This is a genomic window from Bacteroides sp. K03, from assembly GCF_019734355.1.
Taxonomy (GTDB): Bacteria; Bacteroidota; Bacteroidia; order Bacteroidales; family Bacteroidaceae; genus Bacteroides; species Bacteroides nordii.
Map to the genome: position 1 here is coordinate 90,349 of NZ_JAASHC010000006.1, position 26,983 is coordinate 117,331.

Sequence of the window (26,983 nt, forward strand, 5' to 3'; positions counted from 1 at the left end):
AAATCAGGAATATTGTCAGATTAAAGAAAAAGACAATATATAATCTCACTCAAGCTTTTTAGTCAATTTTGATTTTATAAATGTAACGATATAATTCCTTTGACTATATGTAATTCCAAAGATCCAGATAGTAACGACAACCGATGAAACAATCAAAAAGATAAGTAATATAGTGTATGGTAATGTATCAGGTAGTAATCTGCTCAATCCGAATGCAATAAGTAAAGATATGGAAATCACCTTAGCTATAGGCAGGATGACATTCCGAAGATATTTATAACCTGAGAAATGAATATATCGATTAATAATAGTCAGTACTACTAATATATAACAACACCTTATACTAAACAGAATGACAAAAACAATCACTGGAGAACAGCCCCATCTCAAAGCTACATATGAAAGTGGAAATACCATAAGAGACACACAGCTTTCATAAGGAACGTATCGTTTCAAATCTCCTATCGCAAGTGCAATAGTCCAAACCGGATTATTAAACACAGTTATTAACGAATAGCCTAAAATCCATACAGTAAAGACATTAGCATATTCAGGTACTTCTGTCAGCCACAGATGAAAAATGGTGTCTATAGAAAAGAAAATAGGAAGACATAACATCCAAAGCAGCATGAATGAGAATTTAGAACTATTAAAAAAGAGTTTAATCAAATATTCGCGTTCTCCACTGGCATATGACTTAAAAATCTGAGGACGAACAGAAGTAAAGAAATTGATCGCAAAACTATTGACAGCACTACTTACCTGATAAGACACTGCACGAGCCGCATTCACTGCAGGACCAAAGAAGATATTCAACAGAATATTGATACCTGAATCATTCACTGCATATACAGTTGTTGAAACTATATTCCAACCTACTATAGAAGACGTTTTCGTCAACAAGACTCTGTCCCAAATAAACCTAATCTGACATTCCTCATAATGCTTCAATCCATAATAAGCATAATAACCTTGAACAGCCAACGTTGTAATCAGCAGCAACAATCCGTAAACAATTAATCGGTCAAAAGGTGATACGCTTATCAAAAAAGCAACTGCCAACTTAGCCACTCCCTCAAATATCCCTATATAAGAGTAGATGCGCATATTTTCGTGAACAACAATCTCGGAATTGAATACAATGCCAATCAACGTAATACATAAAGAAAGTACTGTGAATTGATATACACATACAGCCGCCACAACCCTATCAGGAGGAATAACAAGCTTATTCCATACAAACCAAAGCCCTATAGTCTCAGCAGCCACAATAACAACTATTGCTATAATACAATAGAATAAAAAATACTGACTGAATACATTTTTTGCACCATTCAAATTATTCTGCCCTAACTCAATATTTAAGAATCGCTGAGTAGCATTAGATAACGATGAACTAAAGAAAGTGAACATCGCAGCTAAACCACCTACCACATTGAATATACCAAAGTCTTCAACACCCAATTTGTCCAAGACCACTCTTGAAGTATATAATGAAATAAACATCAGAAACAACATTCTGACGTACAAGAACAGTGTATTCTTAGCTATACGCTTGTTATTAGAAGAAAGATTTGACACAAAAGTAAAATCTGAATGTAAATACTCTTTTCATATATAGCCACCTTTTGCTTTACAAAGTAAAAAGGTCGAGAACGATTCACTCACTTTTAGCTTTGGCTTACAGCAATATAAAATATTTCAGAGGAATATACAATCACAAAATCATCATTAGTAAACATAAATAATATGTTCGTCCAAATGAAAGTAGCATGTTGCGAGGCCTCAGCAGCAATGTAGCTTTTATCATTTAAGCAAATAGTATGCAGACAATTTCTACTCGTCAATATACTCCCACGGATAAGGATTGTCCACCACATTCTGAAATTCTGTGATGGCTTCCTGCTCTTCAGTAGTAAGCGACGCGGAATCCCACGACGCGATAATGGCACGGGCTTCATCCGCCAAAGGCTCATCGAACACTTCACCATAGCAGACGGTTAGCAGACGGAGCTTCAATAAGGAAGCGGGAAGGGCATCAAGAAGATCCCAACAACGGTCCAGAACTTCCTGAATGTGTTGCTGCTTTTCACCGTAATCGATGAAAGAGGCATTGTAACCCATCAGGAGAGCTAAGCAGACATGGGCCTGTTCTTCAAGGGTGGAGCCTTTGGCACCGGAATTATACAAAGCGGTGGTCAAACGGTAAACCTCACTGTTACGACGGGACAAATCATCACTATAGATGGGACTATCGTCCATACCCAAATACATCAGTTCATGCGCAGCGCGCTGAAGAGAGGCGGCTTCTTCGGAAAGAGTCATACTATTTAAGGAATTTGAATTATTTAATTACTTCTATCAGATCCGGATGGATGGACGCCATGGCAACGGCGATGACACCCTGGATTTTTATGACCAGACGACGGTCACGGGCACCCTTCACTTTCAGAAAAATGCCTTCCTGACCCTCGAAGTCACCACCCGTGACACGGACTTTAGCGCCTTTGGACAAATTCAATTCATCAGGACGGAAGTAAAGGAGCTGCTCATGATAAGTACCGGCCACGGCAATGAAACGTTGCATCTCATTGTCGGGGATGATGATCTTCTGACCACTTCGGGTATCGGTGATGTACTGCAAATAAGAGACCATGGACTTGACACGTTTCACTTCGGAAGGACAGGCATGAACAAAAATCAGATTGTAGATGACGGGAACCAAAACACGGACTTTTTTCCCGTTTTTGATGCTTATTTTATATTGCATGGGAACGAAACAGTCGATATGTTCCTTCGCAAACAGTCGCATGGCATCAGGCTCTCTACGGTAGGTGGCACGCATGGCGTACCAGATTTCAGTCTCTTTATCCGCTTCCATTTTTCTATGAGTAGTTCAAAAAAGGGTATTCTTCCGGGGCTTTGAATATCTGATATATTATTGATATTCAATCATTTGCGATGCATTCATGTAATATACAGCAATATTTGCATCTCTCTTTCCAAGTGGTTTTCTGTAGTTGTTCATTAACTGACAGATAAAATGCTATAAACGAGTCAGTTGAAAGCAAAAAGTGTTTCAATAGACGTTCGTTTAATGAAACACCTATTTGGGGAGATTTACGGCTGAGCATTCTTACGGAATAATGCATCAAATAACTAATTTTATCAATTACATAAACCGCTGAATATAAAGGATCTGAATCTTTAACTTTCAAAAACAAAAAAATATTTATAAGAATATTTTGTCATTTCAGATATACGTTTTAACTTTGTGCCATTAAACGAACGTCTATTGAAACACTTTTATAATTTCATCGACACCACATTAGCATTTACCAGATTTATCCCCTCTTTATACTCTTTTCTCTATAATAATGTACGCACGTGCTACACGCGCACAGACGCGTATTTTCTTCTTTTTTTAAAAGAAAAATCCCCGTGTATTAAATAGAGGGTAGGGTACCCTACCCTCTATTTAATACACGGGGATATATTTTATAAATATTGAAGTTTTTCTCATAAAACTTGTATTCCATGCTAATAACCATTAATTTCGCATCGTAAATATTAATTTATGTTTTATTTTAAAACCATTATTAGACATTTATGATTAAAACTACAAATTTTAAAAAGTGACGGTAATAGAGGACAAAGTGTTCATTATTATCACAGAAGGAACGGAGATAGATACGGAACGGTTAGTTGCAAGCGTGAAACTGGCATTATCGGAAAAGATACCGATAGAAGATCAGAAAGAGAACATCTTAGAGGCATTTGCCAGGCAAGCGCATGAACAGAAAAAAAAGGATAAGAATCAGAATGTAAGAAAAATAGCAAGGATATTATCGTTGTTTTTCAAGTTCCCGAAAACAAAAGGGAAAGGCAATCTGAGAGAAGAAAGTGCCGAGGCGGAAATCTATAAATCCATCCGGGACATAGCCGAAGCGGAGGAAGAGGCACTCAACGATCCGAAAAAATAAAAAGTTAAAAACAACCCTGGAAGATTAGGCTTTTTCACCGGAAAAGTCTAATCTTTTTTTTGAAATCTACTGTTTACCTTTGTACCGCTCAAGACAAACAAACATTGGGCACAAACAAACAGCTTAAAAAAACGAATACCATGAAAGACATCACAATCACCACCTACAACGGTTACAGCACCGTGACGGGAGAAACCACCCTCACGCAAGTGATAAAAGAGATACGGGAAGGGAAAAACCTGGCAATCGTACAACGGATAGAAAAGCTTGTGCAGCAAGGTGAGACGGAGAAAGCGGACCGGACAAAGAAGCAGCTACCCTACCTCACACTGACGGCCAATTACCACCAGGAGAGGTTAGCGTACAGCATCAAAAACTACAATCCGGTGATCACCATCGATATAGACAAACTGAAAGACGAGCAGATAGGCCCCCTACGCGAACGCATTGAAAGTGATCCGGACGTACTGGCGGATTTTCTCACTCCCAAACGACATGGATTCAAGGTATTTGTATACCTGCAATCGGCATGGGCCTGCAAAATGAGAAAAGCGGCATTCTCAACCCGGGAGATCACATACGAGCAGTTGGAATATTACCACGCACAGATGTACAAGGCATGTCAGGAGCACATTGAAATGTGGTTGGGAATACCTGTGGACAAAAGCGGGAAGGACATCGGACGGGGCTTCTTCACATCGTTCGATACGCAGGCTTATCTGAACACAGAGCTGATGGAAAAGATAGAGACGGTGGAAACGAGCATTATTCCTCCGGAAAAGAAGGAGAAAAAGCCCGGAAGGAAAAAGGAAAAGAGTAAAGGGCAGGCTTCTGAAGAGGGAGAAGCGGGCACGGTAGAACCCTGGGAGAAGTTAGAGTACAGAAAGGCATTACAAACCACCCGCCGCTCGGAGAAGTTCGAACCGGGAAACAGAAACACCTTCCTCTACACCTTAGGCAACCGATGCTACAAGAAGGGATTGAGCGAGAAAAGCGTACAGCAGCTGGTACGGCAGGATTTCGCAGAGGCAGAAATAGATATAGCCACCCCCATACACAACGCATACCTCTATACGAACAAGACCGAAGAGGCGGAAAAGAAAAAGGAGGATAAGAAACCGGTCATCACCCAGGTACTGGAATATCTGGAGGCACATTATGACATACGCAGAAATACGATATTGGAACGGTTGGAGTTCATCGACTTTGAGGAGCATGCGTCCGGGATGAAAGGAAAATACCGACCACTGAGAAACAAGGACTACAACTCGATATTCGTAAACCTCCAAATGGCGGGCATATCCTGTTTCCAGAACTATCTCAAAGCGGTGATAGACTCGAATTACGCGAAGAACTTCAACCCGTTCGAGAGTTATTTCTACGGACTGAAACCCTGGGACAGGACTACGGACTACATCGGACAGTTAGCGGATACGGTGAAAACAAAGGACACGGACTTCTGGAAGGAGAGCCTGAGAAGATGGATCGTGGGTATGGTGGCGTGCGCACTGAAGGAGGAGGCGGTGAACCAGTATGTGCTCATTCTATACAGCGAACAGGGAAAAGGAAAGAGCACCTGGATCAGGAAGTTGCTACCACCCGAACTCGCAGAATATTACCGCAACGGGATGATAGACCCGGGAAACAAGGATGACCTGTTACTGCTGTCCAACCGGCTGCTCATCAACATGGAGGAGTTTGAAGGGGCGAAACAGGGAGACATAGCGGCATTGAAACGGATCATCACACAGGAGAGCGTGACGGAGCGGAAGGTGTACGACGTACAGGCGGAACGGTACACCCGCAGGGCATCGTTCATTGCCAGCACCAACAACCGGCAGTGCATGCAGGACATGGGAGGAAACCGCAGGTTTCTGCTATCCGTACTCACGGAGATTGATTTCCACACACCGGTAGACTACGAAGGGGTATATGCACAGGCAATATATCTCTTGCAGAACGGATACCGGTACTGGTACGAGGGAGATGAGATTACAGGACTGAATAAACGGAACGAACAGCACCGCATGAAGGAGCCGGTGGAGGAGAATCTGTACGTCTATTACCGGGCGGCTACCCCCACGGACATTGAGGTGAAATGGAGGCCGGCGGCAGCACTGATGGGAACCATCAGTTTGTACGGACGCATACAAGCGAACAGGCAGACACAGCAGGTACTGGTACAGGTGTTGGAGAGGGACGGATTCCCTAAAAGAATGAACGAAAGCGGAATAACGGAATACGCGGTGATAGAGTTCACACCCGATCAGGTGAGTGCGAACAGCAGGAGAGTTGAAGAGAAGGGAAAAGGGAGAATGGAGAAGGGAGAAGGAAAGGGGGAGAGACAGGAGGAGCTGCCGTTTTGAGGAAGGGGATTCACCACAGAGTAACACGGAGTTTCACTGAGTTTTTATTATCCGGATAAAACGCAGATTAACGCGAATGATCGCAGATTAAAATCCTGTTATTCTTTATCTTATACCTGTTTTTCTTTGCGAAAATCTGTGTTAATCTGCGTTTCAATTAGATAAGTATACATATCATGCCCCGTAACGTATATTCTAACGTAGCATGGGATATATTGTCACGGGGCATGACATATTAGGGCGTTTTATTTACAAATATTTTATCAGGGGGCATCGAGGTAGCGGACGATCAGGCTGACCTGACGGCGGGTATAGGAGTGGTCGTTCTTCCCTTCCCCACCCTGATAAAGGAGGCTATGGAGTTCTTTGTTCTTACGGATCCAGCCACGGAGCTTACACATGGCATAGGGAATGGGCAGGTTGGGGTGATACAGATGGGCAAGGTCGGCTTTGAGGTAGGACTTGACGATAAACTTCGTTTCTTCTTCATTTTCATTCATTACAGTATGTTTTTATGGTTGTTTTTTGTTCTTCAAATATAACAAATATTACGGACATCAGCAAGCTATAACACAATATAAACGACTATGAATCAAAGTGTTTACAATACAGAATAATCTACAAAAAAGTACGTTCACCCACTCTTATGGAAGAGGTTATCTTTGTCACATCGGAAAGGAAAAGAAGCGCTGTTTCCTACCGGTAAATCAAATTTTAAAACTAAAAAATCATGGGAGTACCTTTTAAAAAGATTGCAAGAAAAGACCCGAGAAAGGCGGATGCGGTGGAGAAGTTCTACCCGCAATTGGTGACCACGGGACCCAATGCGGATCTGGACGCAGTAGCGTTCAAAATGAAAGAGAAGAGTTCGCTTACATTAGGAGACATACAGAGTGTGTTGACCAACTTCGTAGAGGCGATGAGGGAAGTGTTGTACAGCGGACAGTCAGTCAATATCAAGAACTTCGGCGTGTTCAGCCTCTCAGCACGGACCTTAGGGACGGAAGATGTAAAAGAGTGCACCGCCAAGAACATCAAAGCGGTGAAAATAAATTTCCGACCTTCAACCAGCATCCGACCGGATATTACAACCACACGCGCCGGAGAAAAAATAGACTTCTATGACCTGGAAGCCTTGCTGAAGAAGAAAGAGGAAGAAGGGGGCGAAGGAGAGGGAGAAGACCCTTCAGTTTAATGGAAAATTGAAAGTTGAAAATTGAAAATGGCTATGCAGTGTAAAAGCAATGATCAATTAAGAAAAGAGTGCTTAGAAAATTAAGAAAGCAGGTATAATGTAACTACACTGCGCAGCCAATTTTCAACTTTCAACTTTCAATTTTCAATTAATTAAGTTCTTCTCATTTTCAATTTTCAACTTTCAATTTTCAATTAAATAAGTATGAAGAAATCAATCTGGGATAAAATCCTAAAAATTGTGATAGCAGTAGCTTCGGCTGTGTTAGGGGCGTTAGGGGCAAATGCGATGAACGTATAAGTTCGGAAGGCATGAAAATGCGACAGGTTCGCAGATCGTTTTAAATTGAAGGCTGGACAGTAGAAGATACTGTACAGCCTTCATTTTTGTTTAGTTCTTGTTCAAATATTCCTCTTTATAGATTACAATATCACTGTATCCGACTTATCTCCAGATAATCCAGATTGCAATCATTGGCATCTTCCCTGCCATGAGACATATTAGAATCAAATCCTTTTCCTTCCGGATTGAGTCGCAAACTGACCACATGACGTCCGGCTTTCAAATTTTTCAATATATAATTTGACCTCGTCCATTTGTTCCAATCACCTGTAGCTTCCAGAATAAATGTCCCGGAATCAACATTATCGACAAAGACAGAACGGATGGTGCAGTAGGTTCCATCCGGACCGTGCCCGTTAGCGCCGGAAAGGACAAGAGCATAATCACCATCAGCAGGAACATCAATTGTAAAGGCCACATCTGCCGGTTTAGTATATAAGTCCACTACAAATCCCTTCCCGGAATAGCCGGGATGAACATTACTGAACGTTCCCTTCGATACAGCATCTTCCGCTTCAAAAACTTCCCGCCAGTCAGTTTTAATCACCGGATTGGAACAGTCGGACTTAAAACCCCGTTTGTCCACCGAATACACAGAATAAAAACCAGCAGGTTCCCGGCTAAGATCATATGGGAACGTTATTTCTTTATCTTCTATCTTTGTGCCACACAAGAAATAACGCAAGCCGGATTCTACCGGACAGTTAATAATCTGTCCTTTTTGTTCCAGTACAGGTTCTATCGGTGACCAATCCTCACGAGGTCCCGGCTGAACCAGATTCATTTTATCACTTGCGTGTGTTGCTGTCATCACAATATCAATTGTATAGTCTCCTTGTGCCGTAGCAGGCAACACATAAGGTAATTTTTGGTCTTGTCCGTTCACTGTAATTTTTTTGACTGTATTCCCTTTTCCGGTAATATTGATATTCAGTACTGCATCCCGATAACGGAAGTTCTCCAATGAAATTTTACCGGCCACAAGATCGGGTACTACCGGAGTAAAAGTAATCCCTTCTTCTTCCATGGTCATGCCAAACAATACACGGTAAACCATACTGATATAAGATGCCACCGACCACAACTGACGGGAAGAATTCAATGCCGTACCGCAATCATAACCCGTATCATAAGTCATATTCTCTTTGTGAGTCAAAAATAATGCACCGGCACGGACCAATGATTTTATCATATGTTCCACAACTTTCGTATTTTTTACATCACGGGCGGCATACATATAAGGGGTTTCCCAGACCGGCCATACACTCTTGTTGTGATAAGAAAAGTCATCCGGAATGCTCGGATATAGTACGGCAGCTCCATAAGGATAAAGCGGAAAGTTCTCTACCATTTGTATACTCTGCCCGGTAGTCGCTATATCCAATACAGCTGCCAGACCATTGGACATCACCCCTACTCTTTGAGTCGGCCTGTAACCCAGGTATTCCGGATAAAGATAGCAAGTATAGCATCCTTGTTTTTCATCCCAAAAGTGCTTATTTATATTCTCCTTCAAAAGACCGGAATATTTCTCCCACATAGCAATCTCTTCTGCCGGTTTCTGAATAATACGCCCTGCAGTTCCAAGAAATTGATAAAAGAATTTATGTAATGCATTAGTTCCACTGGAAAAAGAATCAGCAATCACAGAATTTATAAACCAGTTGGGATAGGTATGTGTACGCCAGTCCATCGAACAGGTTTCACCTTTAAACAAGCCAACATTGGCATCAAATGCCACGTGGATGTCTTTCAACGCCGTGTATTTCAGACCGTCATATACAGATTCCAACCAGCTCTTATCACCTGTGTACAAATAATATTCCCAGGCGGCCATTGCCCACACGACACGATCGGTAGAAATAGGCCAGGATCCGCCGCTACCTGTATCCTGAAGTGCTTCTTTCGGATTTTGTAAAGTCTGTTTTTCTAATGTCTTACGTGAAACCTCCGGCAGTATCCAGGCATAAGAGAAATATATACTGTACACAGCATCACGTGTCCATGTATCGGGCCATAAAGCGCCTGCCATAAACGTACTGTCCGTGCGGATATCAAGCTGCATCTCTTCCAGGGCCATATTATAAAGGGCTACCAACATACGGTTGTTTTCAGCTGTAAACCGAGGAAATGTAGAAATGTCTTTTTGTAACTTCCAACGATTTTCTCCATGATAATTCGACTCTATTTCCGTATCAGAAATAGCAACAGCTTCTCTTGTCCCAAGGAAAGAAGCATCAATCACTTCCTCCGGAGTTATCATAAAAGAAAGGTCTGTACCTTTTTCACGTACAATATTCCAATGTGATTTAAAGTCTTTTACACGATCGGAAGCTCCCATTGCGATTCCATCTCCCCGACGCATCAGATGTAAATCCCGTGAAGTAGCCTTGTTCTCAAGTGTATACCAACCGCAGTTCTTCTGAGTCAAGAAATCAAAGCCACCATATTTCCATTTCAGGTTTTCTTGTCCCTTACCATCAGAAGTTACGCACACAACCTCTTCTCCGTCAAACTGCAGGTATTTCCCGCTTTTCTTATTCTTGATCAGAAACTCTTCTCCGGAGGTACTTTCAATAATCCAAAGGAAATCATCTCCTGAGGGCTCGGCAGCGAAACAAAAAGTTCCCTCTTTCTCGCCTAAGTACTCTCCGGTATCACGATTCTGTAAACTCCACTCGGAATAGACTCTATCAGTACGACAGGAAACCAAAGACAATAATACAATCAGACTAAAACATAAATGTAATTTCATATAAGTAGTACTTCAAATTTAATTCATACTATGACAACCTATCATTGAAACGCAGATTATCGCAAATTCACGCAAAAAATATCGTCCCTCAAGTACAGCAAACCTTCTAATTTGCGAAAATCTGCGATCATTTGCGTTTTAATAAAACGTTCATTTAATGAGGATACAGTACTTAAAGGAATTATTTTATAATCAATTTTTTAGTAACCACATTATTTCCGCATTCTACACGAACGAAATAATGTCCACTGCTCCAACCATCCACTTGTATGTCTGTGGTATGACCTGCAACAATCGTTCTAACCAGTTGTCCGGTCACGTTATAAACAGAGATCCGATTATTATCAGAATTCGTCTTTACGGCAAACGAAGCATCTTTTTCAACGATTACAGGATAAACAGATACAGCTTCTTCCTGCTTTTGCGTACTTACGCCTGTCCCACTTCCCTTACCAAGTTTTACACCACGTACACAGGTCGGCTTAATCCCGGCAGGCATAAAAAAGGTTTCATCAAAAGAACCACGACCACTTTTACTATACCCGTTATTCTCAGGCTTAGTAGCCGGATTACGAAGGTTAACATTTACTTCTTCGTCGTTCACCGAACAGATTGCCATATCATCATATCCGTCACCATTAAAATCCAACAATAAAGGAATGTCATTTTTAGTTCCAAACTGCATATTCGCAATATCCTGATTTGCAAAATCCGGAGTTTTATATTCTGTAGCAGAAGGAGTAAAAGAGCATAGCCAATTTCCTTTATCATATAAAACAACATCTGCCTGTCCATCATTATTCATATCTCCAGCCAACAAATAATCGCTTTCCGTAATACCAAAAGCAAGATTTACATCCGGAGCCATTGCTATAAAATGCATAAGCCACCAAAGTCCGTACTCATTGTCACGGCGAATAGCAACATCACCCACACCGTCACCGTTGAAATCTGCCGAGAGTGCTTTATCGCCTACTGCCATTCCATACACAACATCCTGCGGATCAATAAAATTATTATTTCCATCGTTATAATAGAATCTCCAATGAATAAGCTGGTCTACCGAACAGGAACGGTCTACCTCGCATAAATCAAAATAACCGTCACCGTTGGCATCATATACAAAGACTTCGGATATCTGCAAATCTTTAGTCTGCGTAGGAACCGTAAGGTCAATCTTTCCATCCAAATCGAAATCGAACTGATAACCTGCCCCGTAAGACCAATACACGATACCATCGGATTTTTGAGCATACATAAAAACAGCCATCAAACAGGCCAGAGTTGCAAGTATTAACTTTTTCATAACCATTAAATTTAAATTATACAATAGTAATTCATCGACATTTATTTAAAACTTTACCGAAATACAACTGAAGAATATAAAGAGTTAAGACTCTTCTCTTCAGTATCATTAATAGTCAGCAGATAAGCACCCTTCGGCAATGGAGGAATGCTGCAAGAGAGTATTCCGTTATTAAACCGGAGTCTGTCTTCGTAACAGATACGGCCTCCCATATCCATTAACCGGATTTCGTAAAGATGTTCCTGTTGCATTCCACCAGATACAATCATCAGAGAACCTTCGTCAGTAAAACAGATTTCTATTTCCTCTTTTTTTTTAAGAGAATCAATTCCTGTATACCCGTCAGACATGAAAATCAAATTATCATAGTCGGCACTATTCCTGTCTACCGGTCCCATGAAAACAGATATTACGATAGCGTCCGCCCAGTCTTCTCCCCACAATCCGATGAGGTCTTGCTGGATATTCCTTTCATATTCCACCCATTCACCATCTTTGGGCTTTACGGGTGTCAATGTAAGGTAAGCCAATCCCGGTTGAGAATATCCTACCCGATAGAATATGTCTTTCGTTTCCCATACAGGAGAACTGGCAGACGGTTTTATCAGACGGAAACCAAACCAACAAGCCGTGGTGTTGTGAGAACGAATCGCTATTTTAAAGCGGTTGAATTGATCAATAGGTACACGTATGGCACCATCCGAAGTGGTGGTGAAACGAATCATTCCCGGAGTTACCTGCAATGCTCTCTCACCTGTAAATGCATCCGTTATCCCATCGGCATGAGATACATTACCGTTATAATCATTGGATACGATGAGAGGTTCCTGATCATCAAGAACTGTAATAGCACTGACTTTTCCGGAGCGTAGGGTTTCTCCTTTGGCATCGTATTGGAAAGGAAACAGATCAAATGTAGCAGCCTCTTTTCCGGGTTCCTGCGGTATTCCAACCGTATTATTCAGATTCAGTACCAAGGTGGCAAATGTATCCAATGAAGGAAGTGACACCCGTATTTTAGTACCTTCCAGGGTATAATCCACTTTCCGGCTTTCTTCCAAAGTAATGCAGTAAAGGTCTGTCGGAGTCACATTGTCCGGCAGTGTAAAAGATACCTCTACTGTTTTTGTCTGAGGGACTGCATTAACTGCATCCCAGCGTAAATCTACTGTAGAACCATAATTTACCAAATCGACAATCAGAGCATCCATCCGGCGAGTTCGTTTGTCCCAGCGTCTCTTTAACTTGGCATAGATACCGGTGGCATTACTCAATGATAAATCCGAATAATTATAATCGGCAATCACATAGGCATGATTGGAATAATACAGATAGGCTCCGTAAGCTTCTGTAAACTTATTCCAGCTGGCTATCCGTTCGAGTACTTCCACCGGATAATTTACAGCATGGAAAGGTACGGGATCTGTAAAGCTTGCCACTCCGTCTACGACCTGTGCAGCCGGATAACCACCGGCAGAAAGGCAGGTAGCAAATTGATAATCGATATTCTGTTTGGGCCAGCCAGTCGTTAAATTCATCTCAGCAGGCGGATAAAAATTGGCAAATACAGGCTTATCCGGATAACGTGATTTTGCTTCATAAACATCACGGTAGAGGTCTGTATATTTGGTTCCCGTACCAAAAGGCCAAAGCTCCATAAACTGATGGTTGGCTACGGCTCCCGTAGTATAATGGGGAATATTTCCACTTGTAGAAGGCAGTTGCAAAGCCGTAGTAGTGACATCTGCACGTACCTCTTTCACTGCCAAATCCAAACGATTAACCAATGGAGCCATTTCGGATGAAAAGTTGCAAGCTGCAGAAGTTCCGTCACAAACATAGTTCTCAGGTAGTCCATACCAATCCCAACGATATCCGTCCCAGTTATACTCCTTCTGCGCCTTTACAGCCTGAGATACAAAATAATCATTGAAATTTTTAAAAGTCTCCCCTCCTATTGTATAGGAGGCATCGACTGATTCGTTGGTAGACATCAAGTAAAGATAAGAGTTGCCATAAGTAATGAAACTGCGGTCAGCTACATTCCGCATAGCCCAATCGGGATAATTATGAGCGAAAGCCGGAGTGGCGGCATATATACCGGTATAGCAAACAGAACGTCCTCCGATACTGCGGAATTTCTCTATTTTCTTTTTCATTGTCTCTTTGCTTGTCCAAAGGCGATCGTCTCCTACATAGGTGTTCCACGTTTCCGTTTGAGGAGCAATCTCTTCGTGAGCTCTCATCCAGGGATGATACTCCAATGTATTAATTCCTACAGCTTCCAGATTATGAGCCCATTTATCCACATTCAAGGAATTATCAAAAATACAGGTCCACCCGTGACGGAGATTCACCTCCCGGCCCGTTTCTTCAAAGGTAGCCAAAGGCAAAGCCGCAGGACGCGAATTATCCATATCAGCAGACATGACAGCAAGAACACCCGTTAGCGGTACCATTACAGTACCATCGACAGTACCATACCCTTTTGAATCGGCATAATGTTCATAACGAGGCTTGTCTGCCGACCAATAATTAATAAGAACCTGTCCGGTAGAAGGACGATAAAGAGCCATATCGGTATAGCCGTCGCCATTAAAATCACCGGTAAAAGGAATATCTTCTGTCGTACCGAACACTACTCCGTTAATAGCCAAAGGCATATCGAATTCAGGATAACCGGTCAAAGAAGAGAACGCAACATACCAGGTTCCCGTAGAAGGACGATAAACAGCAAGATCATCTACCCCATCACCGTTAAAATCACCCGATAAAGGGATATCTCCGGGTAATCCGAATTGACCTCTGGCATCGACATTCCCCTCACAAGGGGAAAAGTCGATATACCAGGTGGCCAGTCCTCCGGCTCCGGAACGCATAACGGCAATATCAGTCTTTCCATCACCATTAAAGTCACCAGTCACGTACTTATCGGTAGCACTGATACCAAAACTTACCGAAGGGCTTGTTATCCAATCTTTTTTACCATCATTTATTTTCCATACCCATTTTATATTTTCACCGCTAATCTCTACCTCACAAATATCCACCAACCCATCGCCATTATAATCGCCCACACAAGCTCCCCCTATAAAAGCAGCATCCACCGTTTGAGTAATATGAGACTGATTGCCGATATCATAACTCCATCCCGATTGTGTCCTGTAAATCAAATCGTCGTGTGCATTCATCCAGGAAGCCAGAGCCCCAAAGGCAACTAACAATAGAAATTTCTTTTTCATACTTTTTCTGATTTAAATTAATATCCGGGATTATTCGGTCTCAAATTGGGGTTAGCATCAATATCATCCATTGGAACAGGCAATAACAGATGTTTGGGAGTAGTGAAATTGGTTTTGCCTATACTATGAAAGAAATTCTTTGCATACTCTCCGTTTTCATCATAACGAATCAAATCGAACCAACGGTGACCACCTTCAAAAGCCAATTCCATACGACGCTCGTGACGAATGATTTCACGCAACTCTGCCTGGTCTTCGGTAGTAACATTGGGTAATCCCGCCCTGACACGAACACGATTCAACGGACCTCCTTCTTCATAAGAAGCAGCAGGAGCACATGCCTCTTCGGTATGCCCGGTTTCATTCAAAGCTTCGGCATACATCAGCAACACATCCGCATAACGCAATATGGGAAAGTTCAAAGGACTATCCATTGCACGGTCCTGCCCAATATCTTCACACAAGAATTTCTTCACATTATGTCCGGTTTGAGAAACCGAAGGATTATAGGCCCATCCTTTATACTGGTCGCCCTGACACCAGACAGATACTACCTTACGCAAATCTCCGGCTTCATATGAATTCACAAATTCCGGATAAACGGCAAACCAGCCAAAGTTTCCCCATCTGCCACCAATGGCTACCGGAGCCAAAGGAGCCATATAGTCATTGTGCCAAGCTCCCTGTCCAAGTATGTCAAATTCGGAATAGGTAGTTATATCTTTTTCGTACTGTACCTCAAACAAGCTTTCGGGGCCATTCTCACGCAAATAATCAAAGTTCCAATCGTACCTTCTGTTTAATGAATACACATTCAAAGCATTCAATTCTTCGATGGCCTGAATGGTATCATCATATCTTTTCAGCGTAAGATAAACCTTTGCCAATAATCCTAAAGAAGCACCTTTGGTAGCACGACCAATGTCGGAAGATTGTTCATATTGCACAGGCAGCATGGTAGAAGCATCTTTCAAATCCTGTATAATCAGTTCATAAACCTCTTCTTTGGGTGTACGATGAACCTGTAAGTCGTCTCCTGCTGTCTGCTGAGTCTTAATCAGCGGAACATCTCCAAACAAACGTACCAGATTGAAATAATACAGAGCACGAAGGAAATGTGCTTCTCCCTTATATTGAGTAATCTTATCCGGACTTACATGGACAGCATCATCTATGTTATTCAAAATCCAGTTCGTACGACTGATGCCTGCCCAAGGGCCCCGCCATAATTCTTTTGCACCAGAGTTATCACTGGTAGTTATAAAATTGGCAAGTTGGGTAGTTTCCAACCCATTGCCTCCCGCTTCATTGCCTACACTACCCTCTCCAGCCACAATATCCAGTGTCCACATACGGAGATTGTACATATACGAACTTTGCAGACGCTGGTACATGGAGTTGACTCCACTTTCTATTTCTTCTGCCGTCCCTTTCTCGAAGAAATTATCGGTAATAATCTGGTCACTGGGTAATATTTCCAGCTTATCCATACAACTCTGACTACAGAGTGACAGTCCTAAAAAGGCGAATATATAAATATACTTTTTCATGGCTTTATCATATTAGAATTTAACGGATACACCAAACATATAGGTACGGGCGGAAGGATAAACTCCATAGTCCAGTCCACTTAATCCGACTTCCGGATCCAATCCTGAATAGTTGGTTATAGTACAGAGATTATCGAAACTAACATAAAGGCGTAACGCTTTTACTTTTGCCCTGTTTGTCCAGTTTTCCGGAAGCGTATAACCGAATGTCAGATTTTTGAGCTTTGCATAAGAACCATTTTCCAGCCAACGGGTAGAAGCACGTGAGTTATTATTCGGGTCGGCATATATGGCACGTGGCATAGAACTGCTGGTTCCCTCACCCGTCCATCTCTCTAAAGTAGATGCCAGTTGGTTATAGGTACTGTTCATACTCTCATGGCTGGCTCTCACACCATTCCAAACCTGATTGCCCAAAGCACCCTGAAAGAAAATACTCAAATCAAAATTTTTATAACTGAACGTGTTATTGAAACCAAAAATACAATCCGGAGACGGATTACCGATAACCGTACGGTCCAAATCATTAATTTCACCATTTCCGTCCACATCAACAAACCACATATCACCGGGAGAAGTGTTTTTATAAGGGTTGTGAGATGCTTTGTCCGCTGCACGATTTTCCATTACAGGCCCGGTGAACACTTCATCAAGTGTCTGGTATACTCCTCCCAGTTTGTAGCCATAGAAAGAGTTTATAGGTTGTCCTTCCCGAATAAGGCTTACACCGTTCATAATTTCAGGACCGCCAATAGAGACAACTTCATTATGGTTGAAGCTCATATTAAGATTGGTCTCCCACTTAAACTCTCCTACAAAGTTCTTTGTATTGATGGTAAATTCAAAACCCCGATTCAGTACCTTACCTATATTTACCGGTGGCCAATCTGCCTGTTCCAAGGAAGTACCACTTGTTTGGGGAACCGGTTTTTTAGTTAACATATCACGTGTGTTTTTCACGTAAAAATCAAGATTTGCAACAATACGGTTCTTTAAGAAACCAATGTCAACACCCACATTATACTGTTCTACAGCTTCCCATTTTACTGACGGGTTGGATAAAAGATAAGGATATATCAAATTTACCAGATTTGATTCGAAACCACGTTGAGAACCAAAATTGTAAACTCCGTTCACGCTCAGCTTATCGGCAAAAGTATAAGCACCGATATTCTGATTACCTGTCTGTCCGTAACCGGCTCTGAGTTTCAGTTGAGAGATGGGCTTCACAGATTGCATAAAAGATTCGTTGCCTATATTCCATGCGGCAGCAAAGGAGGGAAAGTAACCAAAGCGATTATCTTTACCGAATTTCGACGAACCGTCTGCCCGGAAAGTTGCTGTCACTAAATAACGGTCATCATACGAATAATGTAAACGTGCCATGTACGACATCAACGCCCAGCGTAATGAATTACCTCCTACATCGGTTGCTTTAGTTGCATTATCCAGTTCCGTAGTCAGTTCGCTGGCACGCCCGGAACCAGAGGCAGATACACTCTCTTTTTTATATTCCTGATAAGAAGTACCTGCCATGGCATTTATCCGGTGTTTCCCGAAAGACTTATCATAGTTCAAAGTATTATCCCACAAATACAACTGTTCATAAGCAGAAGAAACAGTTTGCATGGTATTCTTCGATTCATTCATTCCCCATTTGTACTTAGGAATATACGAATTATTATAATCATACCCTAACTCAGCTCCACCTGTGGTTTTGAACTTCAGTCCTTTTACAATTTCCCACTCAAGAGAAATATTGGATAACATACGGAATCCTTTCATCCGATAATTTTGCTCATTGATAATAGCCACCGGATTTAGTGCATTTCCATTCCATTCTGCATTACCGGTAGGACCGGCATATTCACCATTTTCATCCTGAATTGGAATAGAAGGCAAAATACGCATTGCATTTTGAATAACTGTGCTGACCGGTTGAGTACGACGATTCTCCGCACTCAGGTTTACGTTTGCTCTTACCGTTACATTCGATACAATTTTAGAGGATATATTCGATTGCAGACTCAAACGATTATAAGACGAGTTCTTCATAATACCATCCTGCGTATAATAGCCCAATGAGGTAGCATGGCTTATCTTCTGATTTCCACCTAACATGGAAAGATTCACCTTTTGCATGGGTGCAGTACGGAAAATGGCATCCATCCAGTCGGTACCCGTTCCTAACGATTCCGGATCGGAGAAAGCCGGGTTTAAAGAATATTCAGGTCCGGCATTAGTACGCATTTCGTTATGTAAAGCGGCATATTGTGATGCATTCAGCATATCATATGTTTTTGCCGTATGTTGTATGCCGTAACTATAATCAAAATTAATTTCCGTATGCCCTTCCTGTGCTTGTTTAGTAGTAACCATCACTACGCCGTTGGCTCCCCGGGAACCGTAAATAGCCGTAGCCGAAGCATCTTTCAAAACATCGATAGATTCTACATCATTAGGATTCAGATACCACATACCGCCACTGACAGGTACCCCATCGATAACATACAAAGGAGATGCATCATTTATGGTACCAACTCCACGTATAAGAATAGAGACATCACCTCCCGGAGTTCCGGAATTTTGTACAACCTGTACCCCCGACATCTTTCCTGCAATGGCTTGCATCACATTAGAAGTAGCATTCTTAGTAATATCCTCTGTCCGGACTGAAGATACGGCTCCCGTAACGTCTTTCTTACGCATGGTTCCGTATCCTACTACCACTACCTCATCCAATGCTTCGACATCTTCCTGTAACACTACTTCAATAAAAGCCCTTCCTGACACATTTACTTCCGTAGTGACATATCCTATATACGAAATAACCAGAACAGGGTGTTGTCCTGTAATATTCAGTGTAAAGTTACCATACAAATCGGTAATGGTAGCATTATTAGTTCCCTTCTGGGAGATATTGGCAGCAATAACGGGCAATCCGTCCGGTCCTTTTACAATACCTTTTACAGTCTGTTGTTGCTGTGCCACATTCATGATTCCGGTTTCAGTATTAGTATTCAGGTCTACTGTAACACCGGCATAAAGGGTAATGGGAGAAATAAGAAACATTGCAGTCCCTATAAGCAAAATATGCTTTATACGACTCTTACATAGATACTCTGTTTTCATATTCATTGTGTTTTCATTTATTATAGTCTATTTATATCCCGATCAATAAAAGAGTTTTGGTTAGCATCGAATGACGAATGTAAAAGTACGGATAAGCAACATACCTTCTTTTCGCCATTTTAGCTGATAATTATGATATCTTACCATAATAATCATTTCAAGGTCTGTTTATTGGTATTATTCCAATATTTCGTTCGGTTTTTCTATTTCAGAAAGCGTGGTTTGCCACCTTTGCGCCAATACTCCTCGATCTTTTCCAAAGAGATTCCTTTGGTTTCCGGAACATAGAAGTATCCCCATATCAAAGCTGCTAAAGCCACTACTGCATAAAACCAGAATGCACCGGCCGGATTTCCCAGATTCTCACCTTCCACATATATCTCGGTGCCACTGATAGTGAAAGCATGCACAATTTTGAAAAAAGTAAAAGATACAATACTATTAAAAAACCATACGGACAAAGAACCGATGGAGGAACCCAGCCCTCTGAGTTTCTGAGGAAATACTTCGGAAATGATAAGCCACCCCAACGGACCAATGCTGATAGCGAAAAAAGCCACATAGAAAAAGACCAATGTGACGGACAACCATTTACCCGCATCGCCTAACGAAGCGGAGAAAGCGAAACAAATACCTAATAAAATCAGAGAAACCGTGATTCCTGTCAGACCAGTGAAAAAAAGTTTGCGCCTTCCCAACCGATCTACAAAATATACAGAAACGATGGTAAAAAGCAGATTGACGGCTCTCACTCCCACAGAAGCCCAGATAGCAGAAACCGTACCGTCAAACCCAGCCATAAGAAATATTTTAGGGCTATAATAGATGACTGTATTAATTCCCACAAACTGTTGAAAAAACATAATGCCAATACAAATGATCACAGCGTTGCGTAACCAGGGTTTAAACAATTCACGATACCCGGCTTTCTCCTCGCGACTTTTGACTACTTCTCTCTTAATTGCTTCAAATGCCTCGTCTCTCGATTCCGGACTCTCGATACGTGACAGAACGGCCAATCCTTCCGATTCTCTTCCACGACTCATCAGCCATCGCGGAGTTTCGGGCATATATAGCATACCTACAAACAAAACAATAGCCGGGATAACCCCGACGTAAAACATCGGCCGCCAACAATCTATCTGACTTTCATCGGCAAAAAATAAATCGGAAAGATAAGAAACCAATACTCCTATCGTAACCATCAATTGAAACATCGAAACCAAAGCTCCCCGTTTTTTTGCAGGAGAGATTTCTGCAATATAAAGAGGTACGGCAAAAGAAGAAACTCCGATAGCTACACCCAAAAATAAACGTGAAGCAATCAGATGATAAACATCGGGAGCAAATCCGGACCATAAAGCGCCAATGGCAAAAATGACAGCGGATACCAATATTACTTTTTTACGTCCGAGCGTATCTGTAATCTTTCCACAAAAGAGTGCTCCTAAAATAGCACCACACAATCCGGAAGCCGTAATTATTTCAATCATACTATTATCGATTCCAAAATCTTTCTGGAAAAAAGGAATGGCTCCTGATATCACTCCGGTATCAAATCCAAACAACAGTCCACCTGTAGCAGCAACTACTGCTATGACATAAATAAGCTTACTATTATACTCTGTTTTCATGGTAGTTAAATTGGGTTGTTTATTAATGTTTCTCTGCTTTATTAAGGTTCATAATTCTCCCATACTTCTTTTTTCAGTTCCGGACGGGGAACATATAAAAATGTATCCGGGTTCTTTTCAAAAGTTGTATAGATTGCTTCGCCTTTTACAATACCCAGCTCTGAATAACCGGCAGGAGATTTACATATCAGTTCCGACTTATCATACAATGGATTTGCCTGCCACTCTATCTCATTTTTATCGTTGAAAACGGGAAACCAGGCGATGCCTTTATGCTTACGGACTCCATCATATTCAAAACCATAATCACGATCACACCAGGCACCGAATGTCAATGGTTTATCCGGATTGGCACTAATAGTGGCATGTGCCCAGTATGGAGGTACAATCACAACATCACCGGGATGGGCATAAACGGCAAAGCAACGTCCGGGATTGTCTTCTGCAAACTCCTGCATATAAATAATAGCTTCACCCGACCATATCTCATAAACTTCCGGAGTAGACCAATGACTGAACTTTGAAACCCAATGAATGTGCCCCTGGCTACGTATCGGTTCTTTGCCTAATTTTCCGGCTGCATAGGTCACTACTCCATAAAGAAGATGTCTCTCTTTCAATAACTCTGCATGGATCTTTTTACCAACATCCATAGCAATGGCATACACTACTTCCGGACCCTCACAATCAGGATCGGATAAACTTTTGCGAATGTCTTTCAACAAACGATTCTCTACCTGAGGACCAAAAACATCGGCCCCATAAACGAACCCCATGGGGTTCGTTGTAGGTTCTATATTAAAACCCGGATTAAAAATCATATCAAAAAGCAGATTAAGGATTATGTTTGACAAAAGCTTTAATAGTAGCACATTGCTTTCCTTCAGATTCTCCGTAAGGACGGATCGTATACTCCTTCACAGATTCGGGAACTATAAAAGTCTCAGCATAATGAACCACAAAAGGCTCAAATTTTCCTGTCGGACTTTCTACAATAGCTTCTCTTCCTTCCACCAGATTAAGCACATTCACACTACCATCTGTCCGATGCAAAACAGGAACCGTAAACCAATGCCGGCGGGTTTCAATAAACTCATTCTCATGCAAACCGGTTCGCTCTTCTTTCCAGCCTTCCCCTTCAGCGATTCGTTCTATCCGATTGAATATTTCTTTTTTAACCCAGGATTCTGTACGGTTCCACTGAATAACTTCCTGACCATGCTTTATATTGATAGGACGTGGACGACCATCCAATCCTAAACGTCCCCAATCCCAGAGTTTGAAAGTAAAAATATAAGGGGTTGCACTAATTTCAAGTACCATCCCGTTTGTTCCGGAACAATGTATCGTACCTGCCGGTATCAACAAATGATCGTGCTTCTTAACAGAGTAATTGCCCACATATTTCTCCGCATCAAAATGTCCGCTCTCCTGTGCCTCATTAAGGGCATTAATCATCTCTTGCGGATCAATGCCTTCTTTCACACCCAGATAGACAGTAGCATCTTCTGCGGTATCCAGCATATAGTAACTCTCATCTTGTGTGTAGTGCATACCAAATTTCTCTTGTATATATTGTGTCAGAGGATGTACCTGTAAACTCAGATTTCCCCCTCCCATCGTATCAAGAAAGTCAAAGCGGATAGGGAATTCATCGCCAAAACGTCCATATACCGGATTGCCCAGCAAACGTGCCGGATAAGCAAAAACAAGATCAATAGACGGTATTTCAAAACGAACGTCTCCAAAACTGAAATAAAGGCTGTTTTCTTCAGGAACACAATCAAAGCACCAGGCAAAATTAGGAACATCGCGGTCCAGGTCACAGACCTCTTTCATCCATTGTCCGCCCCAAGGTCCCGGATCAAAAAAAGGAACTACCCGAAACGGCGTACGGGATGCTTTTTCCAATCCGTTCCATACTGCCTTTGCTGTCGCCATCTTAGGAGTACCAGCTATATTCGTATCGAGCACGTAATCCCATCTCTTCATCAATTTCTTCTTAAACCGGTCACAGATGCGCCAATCAACAAAAAAAGCACGTTTATACTGTAAAGAAGCACGTTCCTCTTTGTTTTCAACACCAACGTTGGATACTTCATTACGACGGAAACGCATCTGTATTTCCCAACGGGCCATATCGGCATAAACCAATAAGTCGGATGTCGGCTGTACATAAGCAGCTCCAACTCCATAGACAAAAACAATACCTTCGGTAACGGCAGCAATCTCCGAACGGACATCTTTCAACTTCTCTTCGTCAAAATAACAATCCATTGTCTGACGAGTCATATAACCGAATATTTCATCGTCTGTAATATCCTGTTTTAAAAGAGCATTTATCCTTTCCGGTGACAACATAGCATCCTGCGAAAAGAACCAGTGAGAAGAAGAAAAAAAGGACTGTAAAGCCGTTACTACCTCATCATCCAACACTCCCTGATAACATTCCAGAACTACGATCTTTACTTTTTTATCTATTTGCGACAAGTCTTTATTCAAACAATCGGAAATAGCTTCCCAACCCACCCGGCATTCTTCTTCCATACCCGGTACATTTACCACCGGATATTTATCATAATTAGATTTATCATTAAAATATCTGTTCATAGCATTTTTCTTTTTTTATTGTTGACAACGTACATGAAATTCCCAAAAGGGCTGCATTATCTCCTAATAAAGAAGTTGTTATTTCCACTTTATTTTCCGGAGCCCACACCAGACGATTAATCCGTTCTTTGAGATAAGGTAGTATGATATCCGCACTACGCATAATGCCACCACCAATCACAACGATTTCAGGATCATAAGCATGAATATAATTGATGATGGCTGCCGCCCATACATCCATACAATCTTTACACAACAGAGTAGCTTCCGGCTCTCCCCGTCTCATCAGGTCAAACAAGGTCTTAAAATCATAAGAAGAAGCTTTTGCTTTATATTCACTGCTGATTTTGGGATGGGTACGAATTATTTCCGGCAGAAAGAAAGAAGAAGCCATTGCTTCTACACAACCAATATTACCACAGGTACAACGTCGTCCCCGATAATCCACAACGATGTGTCCTCCCAATGAACCAGCCTGATAGTGAGTCCCTTTAATAATCCGTCCATCTAAAACAACTCCGGTACCAATACCTGTCCCGATAGTCATCATTACCATATTCCGGCTATTTTTCCCGGCCCCCATGTACCATTCTCCGGCAAGTGCCAGACGAGCATCATTATCGATAATAAATGAGGTTCCCCAATTCCTGTCAACCCAGGAAGGCAGATCTATGTCACAAGCATCATCGTATTTATCATTGGTAGAAGTTACTCTCTTTTCCTTCGGATTTACCATACCCGGAAATGCGAGACCAATACCTGAGAGCTCTTCTTTCGGCACTTTCCATTTGTTCAGCAGTCTGTTTATTACTCCTCCCATAGCAGGGAGATTACTATCCAGACTACCAGTTATGGCAGGAAATGAACTGAATTCAAGTATCTCATCTCCTTTTACCAAACCGATTTTAATAATCGTCCCTCCTAAATCTATTGCTATACAAAACATCGCAAATCAGATTAAATGAGGAATACCATTTACTTCAATCAGCCTTGCGGAAAATCCTTTCTCGGCAATTTCGGCATAATTGTGTCCCGCATCCGAAGGCCAACAAGCTGCAAATGAAAAAAGAGAACTTCCTACATTTGCCATCCGGTGGGCCACTCCTCCCGGAATATAATGCAAACTGCCGGGAAACACCCGCTCTGCCCATACATTGCGTTGTTCGTCCATGAGAATAAGCATTCCTTCTCCCTCTAAGCCCCAATAAAATTCTGCCCGGTCGATACTCGCATGATAATGTCCTTTCGTCATCATATACTCATTGCCGACTTTTCCCGGATACAAATAAGTAATACCGAAATACAATCCTCCCGGAGTCCCTTCCTTTTCGGGTAAAAAACTACTGACTTCGTAGGCAAGCTTGTCCTGAGGCATTTTCTCAAAAGCTTCCACATCGGCAAAGATGCCTTTTAAATCAGATAAATTCCGGGAAATTTTACAAACATCACGTCCAACTAAATTCTTATCGGTAAAGAACAGTTCAGGAAAGATAATTTTTTTATTTTCCATAATCACCTATATTTTAAGATTCCACATGTAATTCGATGGGAACAAAGGTAGGTGATAGACACAGGCGTCCTGTCTCCTATTTTCCCCGATAATTATGTTATCTTATCATTAATATAGGTATATAGATTTTAATTGATAATATTCCAGAATACAGAGTACGCGTTAAATAGCCTTTTTGTTTTTTACACCATACTGTTTCTGGTACTCAGTGGGCAACATATTAACTGTCTTTTTGAATTGCTCAATGAAGTTGGATAGATTATTAAATCCCACTTCCATACTCACGGTAGAGATTTTCATCTTACCTTCTATCAAGAGCCGCTTGGCATGCCCGATACGCATATCATTCAGATATTGTACAAAAGTTTTCTTTGTCCGTTCTTTAAAATAACGGCAGAAAGCAGTAGGGGTAAGTCCTACTAAACCGGCTACATCTTCAAGTTTTATCGGCTGATTAAAGTTTTTCACCAGATATTGGTATATCTTATTAAAACGTTCAAAATCGGAAGAATTGACTGACTGGGTAAAACCAACACTAGCAAGCAACTCATACTCATCCGTATTAGCCATCATTTCCAATAGAGTGATCAGGTTGGTAACCCTCACTACCCCATTTGAATCAAAAGTATTACGGATAAAATCGGCAATACGCTCACGTGCCGTTCCTGTGAACTTTATGCCCCGTCGGGAACGTTCTATCAAACTCCGGATATGCATAAATTCCGGCAAGTTGATCATCACTCCTTCAAATAGCTCTTTACGGAAGTAAACACACAAACATACAGATCGCAATCCGGTTTCTTCTCCAAAAAACTCTTTATTGTTTCTCCACTCATGAGGCAGCTGAGGACCAATAATACAAACATCTCCAACCTCATAACTCTCAATATGATCACCCACAAAACGAGTTCCACTACCTTGTTCTATACACATAATCTCTATTTCGGGATGATAATGCCACGGAACAATAAAGTAAGGTAAATCTTCCCGATAAAAATTAATGTAATTCTCCACAGAAAACGGAAGTTCTTGATAAAGTGGTTTCATAGTAATACACAATTGGCTAAGTAATCGTTCTAAATTATATGATATTATTATTGAAACGCAGAGAAACTCGCAGATTCACGCAAAAAATATCATCGCTCAAGTATAGCGCAGCCATTTAATCTGCGATCATTTGCGTTTCAATAAAACGCTGTCATAGTATGAACTAAATTTGAAATGCTACTTATTATTTAATTCAAAACTATAGATGGAGCAAATATAGACGATAAATGCATAAATACAGTCTTTAGCAAACAAAAAAAAGAATGAGATGTGTTAAAGAAGACACATCTCATTCATTATTTAAAGTATAT

19 protein-coding genes are annotated in these 26,983 nt (G+C 41.5%); 4 read left to right on the forward strand and 15 right to left on the reverse strand.

Annotation, left to right across the window (positions count from 1 at the left end; genetic code table 11):
* Nucleotides 1–45: 45 nt before the first annotated feature.
* The 3 genes from HCG69_RS06720 to HCG69_RS06730 all read right to left on the reverse strand — a co-directional run bounded on the left by HCG69_RS06720 (nt 46) and on the right by HCG69_RS06730 (nt 2,881).
* Nucleotides 46–1,506: a lipopolysaccharide biosynthesis protein gene (locus HCG69_RS06720; protein WP_221649407.1), complete on the reverse strand. Its 1,461-nt coding sequence runs from the start codon at nt 1,504–1,506 to the stop codon at nt 46–48.
* 330 nt (nt 1,507–1,836) lie between these two features.
* A complete protein-coding gene (locus HCG69_RS06725; RefSeq protein WP_221649408.1) occupies nt 1,837–2,325 on the reverse strand; it encodes a UpxZ family transcription anti-terminator antagonist in 489 nt (162 codons plus the stop codon).
* A gap of 19 nt (nt 2,326–2,344) precedes the next feature.
* Nucleotides 2,345–2,881, reverse strand: a complete 537-nt coding sequence (locus HCG69_RS06730; protein ID WP_221649409.1) for a UpxY family transcription antiterminator — start codon at nt 2,879–2,881, stop codon at nt 2,345–2,347.
* A gap of 754 nt (nt 2,882–3,635) precedes the next feature.
* Between HCG69_RS06730 and HCG69_RS06735 the strand changes: the two genes are divergently transcribed.
* Together HCG69_RS06735 and HCG69_RS06740 are read left to right on the forward strand one after the other, a co-directional pair.
* On the forward strand, nt 3,636–3,983 hold the full coding sequence (locus tag HCG69_RS06735) for a hypothetical protein (RefSeq protein WP_221649410.1): 348 nt from the start codon (nt 3,636–3,638) through the stop codon (nt 3,981–3,983).
* A gap of 140 nt (nt 3,984–4,123) precedes the next feature.
* Nucleotides 4,124–6,349, forward strand: coding sequence for a VapE domain-containing protein (locus HCG69_RS06740; protein WP_221649411.1), 2,226 nt, complete (start codon nt 4,124–4,126; stop codon nt 6,347–6,349).
* A gap of 263 nt (nt 6,350–6,612) precedes the next feature.
* Here HCG69_RS06740 and HCG69_RS06745 read toward each other — a convergent pair whose 3' ends face one another.
* A complete protein-coding gene (locus HCG69_RS06745) occupies nt 6,613–6,849 on the reverse strand; it encodes a DUF4248 domain-containing protein (RefSeq protein ID WP_221649412.1) in 237 nt (78 codons plus the stop codon).
* Nucleotides 6,850–7,079: 230 nt separating this feature from the next.
* Here HCG69_RS06745 and HCG69_RS06750 point away from each other — a divergent pair, with 230 nt between their 5' ends.
* Complete coding sequence (locus HCG69_RS06750; protein WP_025867616.1) at nt 7,080–7,544, forward strand: HU family DNA-binding protein; 465 nt, start codon at nt 7,080–7,082, stop codon at nt 7,542–7,544.
* A gap of 204 nt (nt 7,545–7,748) precedes the next feature.
* Nucleotides 7,749–7,844 carry a smalltalk protein gene (locus HCG69_RS06755; protein ID WP_007486699.1) on the forward strand — a complete coding sequence of 32 codons (96 nt, stop codon included), beginning with the start codon at nt 7,749–7,751 and terminating at the stop codon, nt 7,842–7,844.
* A gap of 130 nt (nt 7,845–7,974) precedes the next feature.
* Here the strand turns inward: HCG69_RS06755 and HCG69_RS06760 are convergent, their stop codons facing one another.
* The 11 genes from HCG69_RS06760 to HCG69_RS06810 all read right to left on the reverse strand — a co-directional run bounded on the left by HCG69_RS06760 (nt 7,975) and on the right by HCG69_RS06810 (nt 26,672).
* Nucleotides 7,975–10,641 (reverse strand): carbohydrate-binding protein, encoded by a 2,667-nt coding sequence (locus tag HCG69_RS06760; protein WP_221649413.1) that lies wholly within the window; start codon nt 10,639–10,641, stop codon nt 7,975–7,977.
* Between the two features lie 181 nt (nt 10,642–10,822).
* Nucleotides 10,823–11,947 carry a T9SS type A sorting domain-containing protein gene (locus tag HCG69_RS06765; RefSeq protein WP_221649414.1) on the reverse strand — a complete coding sequence of 375 codons (1,125 nt, stop codon included), beginning with the start codon at nt 11,945–11,947 and terminating at the stop codon, nt 10,823–10,825.
* Between the two features lie 53 nt (nt 11,948–12,000).
* On the reverse strand, nt 12,001–15,189 hold the full coding sequence (locus tag HCG69_RS06770; RefSeq protein ID WP_221649415.1) for a glycoside hydrolase family 66 protein: 3,189 nt from the start codon (nt 15,187–15,189) through the stop codon (nt 12,001–12,003).
* 17 nt (nt 15,190–15,206) lie between these two features.
* Nucleotides 15,207–16,739 (reverse strand): RagB/SusD family nutrient uptake outer membrane protein, encoded by a 1,533-nt coding sequence (locus tag HCG69_RS06775; RefSeq protein ID WP_221649416.1) that lies wholly within the window; start codon nt 16,737–16,739, stop codon nt 15,207–15,209.
* Nucleotides 16,740–16,751: 12 nt separating this feature from the next.
* Nucleotides 16,752–19,871, reverse strand: coding sequence for a TonB-dependent receptor (locus HCG69_RS06780; protein WP_255585487.1), 3,120 nt, complete (start codon nt 19,869–19,871; stop codon nt 16,752–16,754).
* A gap of 203 nt (nt 19,872–20,074) precedes the next feature.
* The gene (locus tag HCG69_RS06785; RefSeq protein WP_221649418.1) at nt 20,075–21,505 is read right to left on the reverse strand and encodes a sugar porter family MFS transporter; all 1,431 of its coding nucleotides are present in this window, start codon (nt 21,503–21,505) and stop codon (nt 20,075–20,077) included.
* 41 nt (nt 21,506–21,546) lie between these two features.
* Nucleotides 21,547–22,326 carry a glucose-6-phosphate isomerase family protein gene (locus HCG69_RS06790; RefSeq protein ID WP_025867622.1) on the reverse strand — a complete coding sequence of 260 codons (780 nt, stop codon included), beginning with the start codon at nt 22,324–22,326 and terminating at the stop codon, nt 21,547–21,549.
* Between the two features lie 13 nt (nt 22,327–22,339).
* The gene (locus HCG69_RS06795; protein ID WP_221649419.1) at nt 22,340–24,115 is read right to left on the reverse strand and encodes a class I mannose-6-phosphate isomerase; all 1,776 of its coding nucleotides are present in this window, start codon (nt 24,113–24,115) and stop codon (nt 22,340–22,342) included.
* Nucleotides 24,099–25,061, reverse strand: coding sequence for an ROK family protein (locus tag HCG69_RS06800; RefSeq protein WP_221649420.1), 963 nt, complete (start codon nt 25,059–25,061; stop codon nt 24,099–24,101). The genes HCG69_RS06795 and HCG69_RS06800 overlap by 17 nt, the downstream gene beginning before the upstream one ends.
* Before the next feature lie 6 nt (nt 25,062–25,067).
* Entirely contained in the window at nt 25,068–25,625 is a 558-nt protein-coding gene (locus HCG69_RS06805) for a glucose-6-phosphate isomerase family protein (protein ID WP_007486685.1), read from the reverse strand.
* A 162-nt stretch (nt 25,626–25,787) separates the two neighbouring features.
* On the reverse strand, nt 25,788–26,672 hold the full coding sequence (locus HCG69_RS06810) for an AraC family transcriptional regulator (protein ID WP_002561484.1): 885 nt from the start codon (nt 26,670–26,672) through the stop codon (nt 25,788–25,790).
* Nucleotides 26,673–26,983: the final 311 nt, after the last annotated feature.